Source organism: Nocardiopsis valliformis DSM 45023 (genome assembly GCF_000340985.1).
In the GTDB taxonomy this organism is placed as follows: Bacteria; Actinomycetota; Actinomycetes; order Streptosporangiales; family Streptosporangiaceae; genus Nocardiopsis; species Nocardiopsis exhalans.
Genome location: NZ_ANAZ01000056.1, coordinates 18,359 through 32,280, shown reverse-complemented (window position 1 = coordinate 32,280; position 13,922 = coordinate 18,359). Strand labels below are relative to the sequence as shown.

The following is a 13,922-nucleotide window of genomic DNA, read 5'->3' as shown; positions in this document are numbered from 1 at the left end:
CGGGAAACGGGGGAACCGCAACCAGAAACGAAACCCGAACCTCACCCGAACCGCACCCCGAACCTCAGGCCCCACACAGGCCCCACTCCGAAATTAACCAACAGCATCCGGTTGTGAGCCCGGGGCCCGACCGCCAGGGGCCCCGGACGGCCCGGACCGGAGAACGAGCCGAATCAGGCTCCGGGCCAGGCCCTCCCGCTCTCGCGTTCCCCGTTCTCCTGCGCGGCGCGGGCCCGGTGGCGGCGGACGGCGTCGCGGTTTCCGCAGACCGACGAGCAGTACCGCTGGCGGCCGTTGCGGGAGAAGTCGGCGTACACGTGCGTACAGTCCCGGGCAGCGCAGCGGCCCAGGCGGCTCATGCCCCGACCGGTCAGGTGCAGGGCTGTGCCGACCGCGACCAGCGCGGCGATCTGCCGGTGGGCGGGTAGATCGTCGGGCCGGTAGTGCAGGTGCCAGCCGGTGCCCGCGTGGTCGGTGAGCCTCGGCGGCCCGGAGTACTCAGCGAGGAGGGCGTTGAGCCGCTCGGCGCGAGTGGGATCGTCCGGGCTGTCGATGACCTCGGCCCAGCCGGTCAGGAAATCGCGGACCGCGGCCAGGTCCGCCTCCCCCACCGCGCGTTCCAGGAGGAATCCGGCCTCGGCGCAACGCCGTTCCAGGTCGGCGGTGTCCGCACACGGGCGGTTCGCCAGGTCCACCGCGAGGGCCAGGGGATCCTGCCCGTAAGGGTTCAGGTGCATGAATCCATTACACCAGGCAGGACTCACCCCCGGACGCCGATCCCCCGCTCCAGGGTGCGCACCACCGTGGGGGTCACGGAGTGCCGGGGCATGTGCCCCCGTTCGGCCCGCTCCAGCCCGGTGAACACCAGGGCCCACAGGACCTGGACCACCCAGTTGGGGTCGGCGTCGGGGTCGAACACCCCTTCCTCCTGCCCACGCTTGACCAGGTCGGTGAGGATATCGGGCTCGGGGTCGGTGGCGGACGGGGCATCGTCGAAGACCTCGTTGGCGGTGTCGCCGAAGGCGAAGGTCACCCAGTCACCCACCTCCACGTGCGCGGCGACCACCCGCCGCATGGCCTCCAGGGCCGGCCCCTCCTCGACCGCGGCCTCGTCCATCGCCCGACCGATCTCCGAGAGCGCCTCCTGGTAGGTGGCGGCCAGCAGTTCCTCGCGCTCGGGGAAGTAGCGGTGCAGGGTACTGCGGCCCACCGCGGCCGCCTCGGCGACCGCCGACAGCGGGGCGTTGCGGTCATGGGCCAGGACGGTGGCGGCCGCGCGCAGGATCGCACTGCGGGTCCGGGCGCGCACCCCCACCCTCGGGTTCTCGGTGCTCGTCATGGCGCCAACCTATCGTCCGCACCAAAACGGGGAACTTCAGACTCTTTATGAGACACAATTGTCCCATTATGGTTTAATGAAGCCCCATCAAATCGACGAGAGGACCCCGAACCATGCGCATCCTGGTGACCGGAGCGAGCGGAACCGTCGGCTCCGAAGCGGTCACGCGCCTTCTGGAGCGCGGAGCCGCCGTCCGCGCGCTCAGCCGTGACCCGGACAACCGCGTCTTCCCCGAGGGCGTGGAGGCCGTCGCGGGCGACCTCGACCGACCCGAGAGCCTCGCAGGCGCCTTCGACGGCGTGGACTCGGTCATGCTCTACCCGCACCCCGAGACCGCCGAGGAGATCGTGGCGCGGATCAGAGCGGCCGGGGTCCGGCGAATCGTGCTGATGTCCTCGGCCTCCGTGGAGACCGACCCCGAGGCCGACACCTCCGACAACTTCGGCCATCAGCACCACCGCCCGGCGGAGGAGGCCGTGGAACGCTCGGGGCTGGAGTGGACTCACCTGCGCGGCGGCGAGTTCATGGTCAACGACCTGGACTCCTACCCGGACTCGGTCCGCGCCGAGGGCGTGATCCGCGCGCCCTACGGCGACAACCCCGGGGTCCCCGTGCATGAGGCCGACATGGCCGACATAGCGGTGGCAGCCCTGCTGGAGGACGGCCACCACGGCCGGGCCTACGAGGTGACCGGCCCCGAGCACATCACCCCGGCTGAGCGAGCCGCGGTGATCTCCCGGGCCCTGGGCCGCGAGATCACCTTCGAGCACCTGACCACGGCCCAGGCCCGTGAGATGTGGATCTTCCAAGGTGTGCCGCCCGAGATCTGCGACTGGCTGCTGTGGGAGCCCGACCCCGAGGACAGCACCGAGTGGGCCGCGGACGAGTTCGTGTCCAAGGACTACGAGCGGGTGATCGGCCACCCCGGACGCACCTACGCCCAGTGGGTCTCCGACCACCTGGACGCCTTCCGGTAGTACTCGGCGAGCACTCGCTCAGGACGGTGCCGAAGGCCTCCTGTCGGTCGATCGCGCCGCAGACACCCCGCACGGCCTCGCGGTCGGCCGGCACCGGTGAGTCCGGGTTCGGGGAGCCTTGAACGGGACACCACAGTCGGGCCGGGGTCATGACGCCGAATCGGCTGTCCTCAAAGCGCTCCTCGCCCCGAGGCGGGAACCCGGCACCTTGCGCACCCCGGCGGTGCCTGGAATCCTGCCGTCCCGGCCGGAAGGGCGACACGGAGCGGCGGAGACCGGCCGCCCCCGTCGAGCTGGCACCATGGCACAGACCCGGCCGTAGTGGAAGGAAAACAGTGACCGACGCACACAGCACACCCCACATCGCAGAGCAGGCGGGAACCCTCCTCCTCGGAAGTGACCTACCCGTCCACCGCCTGGGGTTCGGGGCGATGCGAATCGTCGGCGAAGGGGTGTGGGGCCCGCCCCGTGACCGGGACGAGGCCCTGGCCGTACTGCGCCGGACCGTCGAGCTCGGGATCAACTTCATCGACACCGCCGACTCCTACGGCCCGCAGATCAGCGAACAGCTCATCCGCGAAGCGCTCTACCCCTACGCCGACGACCTGGTCATCGGCACCAAGGCCGGGTTCGTGCGAACCGGTCCGGCGCAGTGGCACCGGCTGGGCCGCCCCGAGTACCTCAGGCAGCAGGTGGAGGTGAGCCTGCGCAACCTCGGTGTGGAGCGGATCGACCTGATGCAGCTGCACCGCATCGACCCCGAGGTGCCGCTGGCCGACCAGCTCGGCGCCCTCGTGGAGCTCCAGGGCGAGGGCAAGGTCGGTCACATCGGGCTGAGCGAGGTGAGCGTGGACGAACTGTCGGCGGCCCGCGCCATCACCCCGATCGCCTCGGTGCAGAACCAGTACGCGCCGTCCTTCCGCCAGTCCGAGGACGTCTTGGAGCAGTGCGAGAAGGACGGGATCGCCTTCCTGCCCTGGGCCCCGGTGGGCCGGGGCGAGATGGCCGCGGCCGACTCCCCGCTGGCCGCGATCGCCGCCGAGCACGGGGTGAGCCCGGTCCAGCTCGCACTGTCCTGGCTGCTGCACCGCTCCCCCGTGATGATGCCGATCCCGGGCACCTCACGGGTGGCCCACCTGGAGGAGAACACGGCGGCCGCCGCGGTACGCCTGTCCCCCGAAGAGGTCGAGCGGATCAGCCAGCTGCTGTCCTGAGCGAGCGCGAACCGTGCGCCCGGATCCGGGCGCACACCGCCGCGGCGCGGGCAACCCGAACCCCGGAAACCGAGACCCGCGCTCAACGCATGTAGACACCCGCGCGGGCGGCCACGGCGGCCGCCCGCGCGCAGCGTTCGGCGGCGGCCTCGTCCAGGGGGTGGCCACTGGCGAGCAGCCGGTAGTACAGGGGCGCGGAGACCGCGCGGATGACCTCGCGGGCGTCGGTTCCCTCGGGCAAGTCGCCCCGCTCCACCGCCTGCTCCACGCAGGGCGCCCACTCGCTGATGCGCACCTCGTAGAAGCGGTGCAGGGCCCGGGCGGTGCGTTCGTCGCAGGTGGCGGCGGCGATGATCGCCTTGAACAGGCGCCCCTGGCGCGGGTGGGCCAGGGTCTCGCGGACCAGCCGGGCGTTGGCGAGCAGGTCCTTGAGCAGTGACCCGGTCTCGACCCTGGGCTGTGACTGCTCGGCCATGTCCTGGAGCAGGTCCGCCACCAGGGCGGGAACCGTTCCCCAACGGCGGTAGACGGTGGTCCGGCCGACCCCGGCCCGGCGGGCGACGTCGGTCAGGTCCAGGCCGTTCATGCCGCTCTCGGCGAGCGCGTCGCCCGCGGCGGCCAGTACTGCGGCGCGCACCCGGGCGGTCCGGCCGCCCGGACGCGTGTTCCCGGGCTCGCCTGCCTGCACCATGAAGGGACTCCCATTCCGTTAACGATTCTCTTCTGCTAGCGTACGCCTTGTACTAACGGGACTTTCGTACCATTAACTCTGGAGTGCCATGCACTACCGAAACCTGGGCGCCAGCGGTCTGCGCGTCCCCGCACTCAGCCTGGGAACCGGCACCTTCGGGGGCAGCGGCCCCCTGTTCGGCGAATGGGGCACCACCGGCCCCGAACAGGCCCGATCCCTGGTGGACCGGTGCCTGGACGCCGGGGTGACCCTGTTCGACAGCGCCGACGTCTACTCCGACGGTGCGTCCGAGGAGGTCCTGGGCCAGGCCGTGCGGGGTCGCCGTGACCGGGTCCTGCTCTCGACCAAGGTCGGCCTGCCCATGGGCGAGGGGCCCCAGGAGGCGGGAACTTCGCGCTCCCGACTGATCCGCACCACCGAGGACGCTCTGCACCGCCTGGGGACCGACCACCTGGACCTGCTCCAGCTGCACGCCTTCGACGCCTCGACCCCGGTGGAGGAGACCCTGTCCGCGCTGGACACCCTGGTGCGCGAGGGCAAGGTGCGTTACGTGGGCGCGTCCAACTTCTCCGGCTGGCAGCTGATGAAGTCCCTGGCCGCCGCGGACCGCCTGCACCTGCCCCGGCATGTGGCGCACCAGGTGTACTACTCGCTCGTGGGACGCGATTACGAGTGGGAGCTCATGCCCCTGGGCCGGGACCAGGGGGTGGGCGCCCTGGTGTGGAGTCCGCTCGGCTGGGGGCGGCTCACCGGCCGTATCCGACGGGGCGCGCCGCTGCCCGAGCACAGCCGCCTGCACCGCACCTCCGGTTTCGGGCCGCCGGTGGACGAGGAGCTGCTCTTCGACGTGGTGGACGTGCTCTCGGAGGTGGCCGCCGAGACCGGGCGGACCGTGCCCCAGGTGGCGATCAACTGGCTGTTGCGACGGCCCACGGTGGCCTCGGTGATCATCGGAGCGCGCACCGAGGAGCAGTTGGTCGAGAACCTGGGCGCGGTGGGCTGGGAGCTGGAGGCCGACCAGGTGGCCCGGCTGGACGAGGTGAGCCACCGCGAAGCGCCCTACCCGTACTACCCCTACCGCCGCCAGGAGGGTTTCGCCCGACTGGACCCGCCGATGTTCGCCTGAACGATCGGGGATCCTCCAGGTGCACCGCCGAATGCTCGCTCAGCTACCGATAGCGGCATCAGCGCCAACACAGCCGTGAACACGCGACCGGACACGCGACCGGACACGCGACCGGACACGCGGACGCGACCCGCCGGAGGAGCCCTCCGAGGGGTCGCGTCCGCGCGGCCGTCAAGCTGTGCCAGTGCCCTTTGTCGAGTAACCGCGTCCTCCGTGCAGCCATGCCGCCCGGTGCGGCTGTGCTCCCTACGTGGCCGTGCTTCCTACGCGACGCGGCTGACGTGGCAGCCGTGGTCCCCAGGTTCAGCTGGGACGCAGGCGGAACACCTGCAAGCGCATGCCGTAGTACTTCTCGGTTTCGCCGACCCACTCCATGCCGAGTCTGCGCGCGACGGCGATCGCCCGCTCGTTGCGAGGGCGTGCGACCGCGAACACCTCCTCGATCCCCTGTTTGAACGCCCAGCTGATGATGGCCTGGCTCGCCTCGGTGGCGTAGCCCTGCCCCCACACGTCCGGACGCAGCGCCCAGGTCAGCTCGAAGTCCTCCTCGAAGGGCGGGAGCAGCTTCAACGACAGCCCTCCCACCAGTTGTCCGTCTTCCTCACGGACGATCGCCCAGCGCCCGGCGGGCGGGATCAGGTTCGGTCCCGCCTCGATCCAGGCGTGAAGCACCGAGCGCATCGCGCTGATGTCGGTTACCGGTTGCCACTCCGGTGTCAGCCAGTGCGCGACCTCCTCAGCCCCGTAGATCTGCAGGGCCGCATCGGCATCGCCCAGCTCCCACTCCCTGATCAGGAGTCGTTCGGTTGGCAGCTCAAGGCTCATACCACAACGGTAACCCGAGAGAAACCACCAGGACAGGGGGGCACCGCATGAGTCTGAGTCCCCTCTCCAAGGGCCTTTCAGCCGCCAGGAGCCACCGGAATCCCTGACGGGGCTGGGCTGTGCGAATTTCGCTGTCCACAAGAACAAGACGTAAAAACTTTCGCAATCACGCCAAATTCTTGCCATTATGTGACTTGCTCTTTCCTCTTGGTGCTTACGGAGTCCCCACATGTTGTTCAGCCACGACCCCCACCACGACGGGTCACCCGACTACGTGACCCTCGACGGGAACCGGGCGCGCCTGCGGGTGCGGGTCCCCGGCGGCGCGGACGCGGTGTACGCGAACGTGGTGGAGGACGGCGAGTCGGGCCTGGTCGAGGGCGAACTCGAGCACACCACGGACGGGGTGAGCTGGTTCTCGGTCCACATCCCCGTGCAGGCCGTGGTGACCTCCTACCGTTTCGCGATCGTGCGCGAGCGCCGTTACACCTGGCTCAACCAGGCGGGCGCACACGACCACGAGGTCACCGACGACGGAAACTTCCGGCTGGTCAACGCGCCGAACCCGCCCTCCTGGGTGCCCGGGACCACCGTCTACCAGATCTTCCCGGACCGGTTCGCCCGCGACGATGACTCCCTCGGGCCGCTGGCCGACCACCCGGACTGGGCGGTGCCCCGGGCCTGGGACGACGAACCCGCCGGGTTCGGTCCGGCAGCGCCCGGAGAGTACTTCGGCGGCACTCTGGAGGGGGTGCGCCGCCACCTGGACCACCTGGCCGAGCTCGGTGCGCAGGTGGTGTACCTGACCCCCTTCTTCCCGGCCCGCTCCACGCACCGCTACGACGCCTCCAGCTTCACCGAGGTGGACCCGCTGCTCGGCGGCGACGCGGCTCTGCGCGCCCTGACCCGGGAGGCGCACGCGCGCGGGATGAAGGTGATGGGCGACCTCACCACCAACCACACCGGCGACGAGCACGAGTGGTTCCTGGCCGCCCAGGCCGATCCGGACTCGGAGGAGGCGGGGTACTACTACTTCGACGAGCACCCCGACGACTACGTCAGCTGGCTGAACGTGCGTTCACTGCCCAAGCTCGACTACTCCTCCGCGGCGCTGCGCGAGCGTGTGTACGGCGCTGACGACTCGGTGCTGGTGGACCGGTTGGGCGGCGAGGAGGGCCTGGACGGCTGGCGGATCGACGTGGCCAACATGACCGGCCGGTTGGGCGCCCAGGACGTCAACCACGAGGTCTCCGGGGAGATCGCCTCCCGGATGCGCGAGGCGGCCCCGCAGGCGTGGCTGCTGGCCGAGCACTTCTACGACGCCGGACCCGACACCCGCCACGACGGCTGGCACGGGGTGATGAACTACGCCGGGTTCACCCGACCGGTGTGGGCCTGGCTGAACACCGGCCCGGAAGGGGTGCGGTACGCGGCCACGCACACGTCGGCACCGCTGCCCAGCAGCGGTGCGGCCGAGGCCGTGCGGGCGATGCGGACCACCAACGCCGGGCTGCCCTGGCGGGTGCGCACGCACAGCGTCAACGCACTGAGCACCCACGACTCCGCGCGTTTTCGCACCGTGGTGGGCGACCCGGTGCGTCAAACGGTGGGTGTGGCCGCCCAGGCCACGCTGCCGGGGGTGCCATTCGTGTTCGCCGGGGACGAGATCGGGTTGGAGGGGCGCGACGGGGAGAACTCTCGGCGCACCATGCCCTGGCACCGGCCTGAGGACTGGGACCGTGAAGTGCTGGCCTCCCACCGCCGCCTGCTGGCCCTGCACCGGGAGCTGCCCGCGCTGCAGAGCGGTGGGCTGCGCTGGCTGGACGCGGGCGAGCACCACATGACGTTCCTGCGAACCCTGGGCGAGCAGGTGGTCCTGGTGCACCTGACCGACGGTCCGCACGGGGGCCGAATCACCACTCCGGGCGAGCTGGACGCGGCGGACTTCGAGGTCGTGGCGAGCGAGGGTCGGGCACAGGTTCGGCTGGACGAGAAGGTGGAACTGTCCGCCGAGGGCCCGGGCTACGTGGTGGCGGTCGGCACCCGGGCGTGACAAGGCCGGGTCCGGGGCGCGAGCCCATCCGAAGCCCTGGGGCCTCGAACCCTCGAACTGGGCGGGGCCTCAGTCCAGGAGTGGCTCGACGTCCTTGACGATGCGGGAGACCACGTCACCAGTGCGCCCGGTGAAGTAGAAGTGGTCGCCGGGCAGGGTGTGGTGGGCGAAGCCGCCCTCGACGTGGTCGGCCCAGCCCGCGAGGCGTTCGGGGGTCATGCCCCGGTCCTCGGCGCCACCGAAGACCGACAGCGGGACCCGGAGCGGCGCGGACCGCGGGGCGGGGCTCCAGGTGTCGACCAGTTCCAGGTCGGCGCGCATCAGCGGTTCGACGTAGGACCACAGGTCGGGGTCCTCCAGGGTGTGCCGCGGGGTGCCGCCCATTCCGGCGATGGCCTCGCGTAGGCGGTCGGCGGAGACCAGGTGGCGGGGTTCGGCGTGTTCGGGGCCGGGTTCGGGACTCCAGGCGGAGGCGCCGAGCCAGACCGGCGGGTTCCCTCCGTCGGCCAGTCGGCGGGTGAGCTCGTAGGCGACCAGTGCGCCCATGCTGTGGCCGAAGAGGCCGAAGGGGCGATCGAGTTCGGGGCCGATCACCCGGTGCAGGTGCTCGGCCAGGGCGGCGGCGTCGCGGACGGGTTCCTCGGCGGCCCGGCGGGCCCGGCCCGGCGCGTCCAGCAGGCAGATCTCCCAGTCGGCGGGAAAGTGTCGGACCCAGCCCCGGTACCCCAGGTGTGAGCCTCCGGCGTGGTGCAGGACGAAGAGCCGGAAACGGCTGTTCGGAACGGGTCTGAGCCGGGTCAGGGCGCCCTCGTACACGAGTCTCCTCATCCTTCTACCGTCGGGTAACTACGCGAACCTACCAGCCGGTAATACGCCTCGGGCAACCCGGAGGACTCACCCCGCTCCTCCGCGTGAGCACGACCACACCCCCACCCCTCCCGCACAGCACTCTGACCGGAAACGGCCTCCCCTCCACGGTGACAAGGGCCCGCGAAGGGTACGAAGCGGGCGAACAACTCTTGTCCCCGCAGTCACCTCCCAGCCGTCGCACTCCGGCTCCGCCCACGCTCCGGCTCCGTCCCCCACCGTGAGGTCCCCATGGAACACACCCGCGTCGTCGACGGACTCCGCACACCGGTCGAGGTGGTGTACGACCGCTGGGGCGCACCGCAGGTCCGCGCGCACCGCGCCGACGACGCGTTCGCCGCGCAGGGCTTCACCGCCGCCCGTGACCCGGCCACCGGGCGGGCCGAGACCGTACCCTTGTGCGTTCCACGGAGAGGGATCCGTTCACACGCCCAGAACACGACCAGAACACGGCAGAACCACCAGGCGAACCAACCCCGCAAACCACCCGCGTGGCGACACCGTGCCGGCCCCGCATGACGCCCCGCCCCTTCCGAGTCCCCGAGGACGGCGAGGGATGAACACCCACCGGACCAGAGGAAAGGCAGGGAGCCCCCGTGCAGCCCCCGACCAGCCCCGGGCGCCAGGCGTGGACCCCTTCGGGGTCGGCCTCACCGCACGCCGCCATCAACTGCGCCCGCTTGGTCGCCCTGCCCGACGGCGGCAGGATCCTCGCGGGCGGCTACTCAGACGGCTCCCTGCGGTTGTGGGACCCCGACCGGCGCCGGGTCCTGGGCCGGATCGAAACCGGGCACGGTGCGGGTGTCGACTGCCTGGCCACGGCGCTCACCCACGAGGGCGTCCCGGTCGCGGTCACCGGCGGCGGCTGGGGTTCGACCGCCCGTGCCTGGGACCTGACCGGGCTGACGCCCGTCGACGATCTCTTGGCGGGCTCCTCGGACTGGTTGGTGGTGCTGGACGCCGCGACCCTGCCCGACGGCACGGTCGCCGTGCTCGCCCACGACCGGGAGACCGCGCTGGGCGTGTGGGACCTGGCCGGACACAGCCTGGTGGTGCGGTTGGACACCGCGATGCCCTCACCGCCGGAGACCGCGGCACTGCTGACGCCGGCCGGGGGCGGGCTCACCGTCGCCACCGGTCACAACGACGAACGGGTGCGGCTGTGGGACGTGGGCACCGGTGAGCAGGTCGGCGAGTTCGCGACCGCCCCCGGCGAGGAGGTGTACGCGGTGTTCGCGCCCGCGTCGGACGGCCGCACGGTGGCGGCCGCCGGCCGCGGGGGCGTGGTGCGGACCTGGGACACCCGCACCCGAATCGCGTCGGACGTGTCCCGGGTGCCCGGTCACCTGACCGTCCTGGCCGGGGACCCGCGGCACCTGGTCTGCGCCCGCGCAGGCGATCCGGTGGTCCTCACCCGGACGGAGGGCTGAACGCCCCGACCGCGCGGCCGAGCCTGGCCGAGAGCCGGGCCGCGAAATCCTTGAGCTCTTCGGGGCCCTCCACCGTGAAGTCCAGGCCGGTCAGGGCCAGCACGATCGCGATCCACTCGTAGGAGTCCACCCTGACGGTGTAGCGGGAGTTGTGAGCGCTCACCGCCTCCAGGGAACCGTCTACCCGGGTGATACGCGCGGCCACCTCGGCAGCAGGAGCGTGGAAGAGCACCGTGACGGTGAGCCGCTCCCCGCCCCCTCTCCCCTCCCCGGTCCCGAAACCCTGCTCCAGGTGCGCGGCCAGGTCCTCGGCCGGCAGGTCCCTGGGGGTGAACGCGGCGCGGGTCGGGGTCAGCCCGGTGATCCGGTCCAGGCGGAAGGAGCGCCAGTCCTCGCGGTCCCGGTCCCAGGCGAACAGGTACCAGCGCCGCCCCAGCAGAAGCAGCCGGTAGGGGTCCACCCTGCGGCGCCGCTCCTGGCCGTCGCGACCCCGGTGGGTCATCCGCACCCACTGCCCGGCGGCGACCGCTTCACCCAGTCCGGTGAGCACCTGCGCCGAGGCGCCGGGCCAGACCCGCCGGCCCGGGTCCACCGCCGAGGCCAGGGTGCTGGCGCGGCGCGAGAGCCGGGAGGGCAGGACCCGTTCGATCTTGCCCAGGGCTCGTTCGGCGCCATCCTCCGCACCCTGGACCCCGCTGAGTCCACCCGCGACCATCCGCAGCCCCAGAGCCACGGTGACCACCTCGTCGTCCTCGAACATCAGCGGCGGCACGGCGTTGCCCGCCACCAACCGGTAGTGGCCACCGGGGCCGCGCAGGCTCTCCACCGGGTAGCCGTGCTCGCGCAGGCGGTCGATGTCGCGGCGCATGGACCGCGGGCTGGTGCCCAGCGCTTCGGTCAGCTCCGCACCGGACCAGGCCCGGCCGTTCTGGAGCAGGGAGAGCAGGCGCAGCATCCGCTGACTGGTATCGGCCATGCCCCTAATTCTTCCCGAACGCCGCCCAGTTGTGGCCGGATTCTGACCACAATTCTTCGTAGCGTGACCGCCATGAGCACCACGACACCCGTCCCGCCCGCCCTGTCCACCACTCCGGCCCCGGCCCCGAACACGGCCCCGCCACCCGGGATCACCGTGGTCGGCGCCCGGGAGAACAACCTGCGCGGGGTGGACCTGACCCTGCCCAAGGAAAGGCTCACCGTGTTCACCGGGGTGTCCGGTTCGGGCAAGTCCTCCCTCGTGTACGGCACCATCGCCGCCGAGTCACAGCGCCAGCTCAACGAGGCGCACGACAGCTTCACCCGCAACCGCATGGCCCACCTGGGCGTGCCCGACGCCGACCGGCTGGCCAACCTGACCGTGACCCTCGCCGTGGACCAGCGCAGGTTCAGCGCCAACACCCGCTCGACCGTGGGCACCGCCACCGACCTCGCCCCGCTGCTGCGGCTGCTGTTCTCCCGGATCGGCCAGCCCTGGGTCGGATACTCCCCTGCCTTCTCGTTCAACGATCCCAGCGGCATGTGTCCCGGGTGCGAGGGGCTGGGCACCGTGCGGCGCATCGACGCCGACGCCCTGCTGGACCCGGCCCTGTCCCTGGACGAGGGCGCGATCCAGCTGCGCACCTTCGCACCGGGTTCCTGGCGCTGGAAACGCTACGTGCACGCCGGGCTGTTCGATCGCACCGTGCCGGTGGGCAGCTACACCCCCGAGGAGCGCCGTCTGCTGCTGCACGCCGAAGGGGTACGGCTGCCGAACCCTGACCCGGAGTTCCCGGACGCCGGGGTGTTCGAGGGGGTGGTGCCGCGCATCACCCGCAGCCTGTTGGACGCGGCCAAGCTCAATCCGCGCGACCGCGAGGAGCTCGAACGCTTCATCTGGCGCGGCCCCTGCCCCGAATGCGAGGGCAGGCGGCTCAACCCGGCGGCTCTGGCCTGCCGGATCGGCCCGCACAACATCGCCGACCTGGGCGCACTCACCGTGGCCGAGCTCGGCCCGGTGGTATCCGACATCAAAGACCCCCGGGTGGCCCCGGTGACCACCGCACTGCTGGAGCGCCTGCGCGGACTGGAGGAGGTGGGACTGGGCTACCTCAGCCTGGACCGGGCTTCGGGCACGCTGTCCGGCGGCGAGGCGCAGCGGGTGCGGCTGGTACGGCACCTGGGCGGGGCCCTAACCGGGCTGACCTACGTGCTCGACGAACCCAGCGCCGGGCTGCACCCCGCGGACGTGCACCGGCTCACCGGGCTGCTGCGGCGGCTGCGCGACAAGGGCAACACCGTGCTGGTGGTGGAGCACGACCCGAACGTGATCGCGGTGGCCGACTACGTGGTCGACCTGGGCCCGGGCGCCGGAGCCGAGGGCGGCCGGGTGGTATACGAGGGACCGGTGGCAGGGCTGCGGAAGGCTGACACTCCCACCGGCCGCTACCTGCGTCGGCCCCGCGCGGTGAAGGCCCGCACGCGCACCCCGGGCGGGGCGGTGGAGATTCGGAACGCCCGCCTGCACAACCTGCGCGGGATCGATGTGCGCGTTCCCACCGGCGTGCTGACGGCGGTCACCGGGGTGGCGGGGTCGGGCAAGAGCTCACTCGCACACGGGGAACTACCCCGGGTCCGGCCGGACGCGGTGGTCCTCACCCAGGGTGCGCTGCACGGCGGCCCCAGGTCCACACCGGTGACCTATCTGGGGATCCAGGACGCGCTACGAGGACTGTTCGCCCAGGCACACGGGGTCGCGCCCGGCTGGTTCAGCGCCAACTCCAAGGGGGCCTGCCCCACCTGCCGTGGGCGCGGGGTGATCGTCACCGACCTGGCCTTCCTCGACGACGTCCAGACCGAGTGCGAGGACTGCCGAGGACTGCGCTTCAACGCCAAGGCGCTGTCATGCACGCTGGCGGGCCTGAACATCGCCGAGGTGCTGGCGATGACGGCGGCGCGGGCGCGCGGCTTCTTCGAGAGCGCGCCCGCCGAGGACCGGGGGATCGCCGCAGCACTGGAGCGCCTGGAGCGGGTCGGGTTGGGCTACCTCGGGCTGGGGCGGTCCCTGGACACGCTGTCGGGCGGGGAGCGCCAGCGGCTCCGACTGGCCCGGGAGCTGGCTGCCTCGGCGGGGTTGTACGTACTGGACGAGCCCACGAGCGGTCTTCACGGCGGTGACGTGGCCGGGCTGATCGCCCTGTTCGAGCGGATGGTGGACGAGGGGGCGACGGTGGTGGTGGTCGAGCACCGGATGGACGTGGTGGCCGCCGCCGACCACGTGGTGGACCTGGGCCCGGGCGCCGGACCCGAGGGCGGCCGGGTGGTGTTCGAGGGGCCCCCCGCCGAGTTGGTGGATTCGGGCGTTGGCGCGACCGCTGACGCCCTACGCGCCCACCTGGCCGGGTAGCCCGGGCCGGGATAGGAC

Annotated in this window: 13 protein-coding genes; 7 read left to right on the top strand and 6 right to left on the bottom strand. The window is 71.7% G+C overall.

Annotated elements, in window-relative coordinates; genetic code table 11:
• Positions 1-173: 173 nt before the first annotated feature.
• Positions 174-737, bottom strand: a complete 564-nt coding sequence (locus tag D457_RS0130385) for a CGNR zinc finger domain-containing protein (protein WP_017584436.1) — start codon at positions 735-737, stop codon at positions 174-176.
• A gap of 23 nt (positions 738-760) precedes the next feature.
• Complete coding sequence (locus D457_RS0130380; RefSeq protein WP_017584435.1) at positions 761-1,339, bottom strand: TetR/AcrR family transcriptional regulator; 579 nt, start codon at positions 1,337-1,339, stop codon at positions 761-763.
• Positions 1,340-1,452: 113 nt separating this feature from the next.
• Between D457_RS0130380 and D457_RS0130375 the strand changes: the two genes are divergently transcribed.
• Together D457_RS0130375 and D457_RS0130370 are read left to right on the top strand one after the other, a co-directional pair.
• On the top strand, positions 1,453-2,316 hold the full coding sequence (locus tag D457_RS0130375; RefSeq protein WP_017584434.1) for an NAD(P)H-binding protein: 864 nt from the start codon (positions 1,453-1,455) through the stop codon (positions 2,314-2,316).
• A gap of 335 nt (positions 2,317-2,651) precedes the next feature.
• Positions 2,652-3,530 (top strand): aldo/keto reductase, encoded by an 879-nt coding sequence (locus D457_RS0130370; protein WP_017584433.1) that lies wholly within the window; start codon positions 2,652-2,654, stop codon positions 3,528-3,530.
• 82 nt (positions 3,531-3,612) lie between these two features.
• On the opposite strand, the gene D457_RS0130365 is transcribed toward D457_RS0130370, so the two are convergent.
• Positions 3,613-4,221 (bottom strand): TetR-like C-terminal domain-containing protein, encoded by a 609-nt coding sequence (locus D457_RS0130365; protein ID WP_017584432.1) that lies wholly within the window; start codon positions 4,219-4,221, stop codon positions 3,613-3,615.
• 88 nt (positions 4,222-4,309) lie between these two features.
• Here D457_RS0130365 and D457_RS0130360 point away from each other — a divergent pair, with 88 nt between their 5' ends.
• Positions 4,310-5,347 (top strand): aldo/keto reductase, encoded by a 1,038-nt coding sequence (locus D457_RS0130360; protein WP_017584431.1) that lies wholly within the window; start codon positions 4,310-4,312, stop codon positions 5,345-5,347.
• A gap of 303 nt (positions 5,348-5,650) precedes the next feature.
• Here D457_RS0130360 and D457_RS0130355 read toward each other — a convergent pair whose 3' ends face one another.
• Positions 5,651-6,172 (bottom strand): GNAT family N-acetyltransferase, encoded by a 522-nt coding sequence (locus tag D457_RS0130355; protein ID WP_017584430.1) that lies wholly within the window; start codon positions 6,170-6,172, stop codon positions 5,651-5,653.
• Positions 6,173-6,401: 229 nt separating this feature from the next.
• Between D457_RS0130355 and D457_RS0130350 the strand changes: the two genes are divergently transcribed.
• The gene (locus D457_RS0130350; protein WP_017584429.1) at positions 6,402-8,225 is read left to right on the top strand and encodes a glycoside hydrolase family 13 protein; all 1,824 of its coding nucleotides are present in this window, start codon (positions 6,402-6,404) and stop codon (positions 8,223-8,225) included.
• Positions 8,226-8,294: 69 nt separating this feature from the next.
• Here D457_RS0130350 and D457_RS0130345 read toward each other — a convergent pair whose 3' ends face one another.
• Entirely contained in the window at positions 8,295-9,041 is a 747-nt protein-coding gene (locus D457_RS0130345) for a thioesterase II family protein (RefSeq protein ID WP_017584428.1), read from the bottom strand.
• A 282-nt stretch (positions 9,042-9,323) separates the two neighbouring features.
• Between D457_RS0130345 and D457_RS37640 the strand changes: the two genes are divergently transcribed.
• Both D457_RS37640 and D457_RS0130335 read left to right on the top strand, forming a co-directional pair.
• Positions 9,324-9,611 carry a penicillin acylase family protein gene (locus D457_RS37640; RefSeq protein ID WP_017584427.1) on the top strand — a complete coding sequence of 96 codons (288 nt, stop codon included), beginning with the start codon at positions 9,324-9,326 and terminating at the stop codon, positions 9,609-9,611.
• A gap of 77 nt (positions 9,612-9,688) precedes the next feature.
• Positions 9,689-10,522, top strand: a complete 834-nt coding sequence (locus tag D457_RS0130335; protein WP_017584426.1) for a WD40 repeat domain-containing protein — start codon at positions 9,689-9,691, stop codon at positions 10,520-10,522.
• Here the strand turns inward: D457_RS0130335 and D457_RS0130330 are convergent.
• Positions 10,503-11,498 (bottom strand): helix-turn-helix transcriptional regulator, encoded by a 996-nt coding sequence (locus tag D457_RS0130330; RefSeq protein WP_017584425.1) that lies wholly within the window; start codon positions 11,496-11,498, stop codon positions 10,503-10,505. The two genes, D457_RS0130335 and D457_RS0130330, sit on opposite strands and share 20 nt — an antisense overlap.
• A gap of 72 nt (positions 11,499-11,570) precedes the next feature.
• Here D457_RS0130330 and D457_RS0130325 point away from each other — a divergent pair, with 72 nt between their 5' ends.
• Entirely contained in the window at positions 11,571-13,904 is a 2,334-nt protein-coding gene (locus tag D457_RS0130325) for an ATP-binding cassette domain-containing protein (RefSeq protein WP_017584424.1), read from the top strand.
• Positions 13,905-13,922 lie beyond the last annotated feature (18 nt).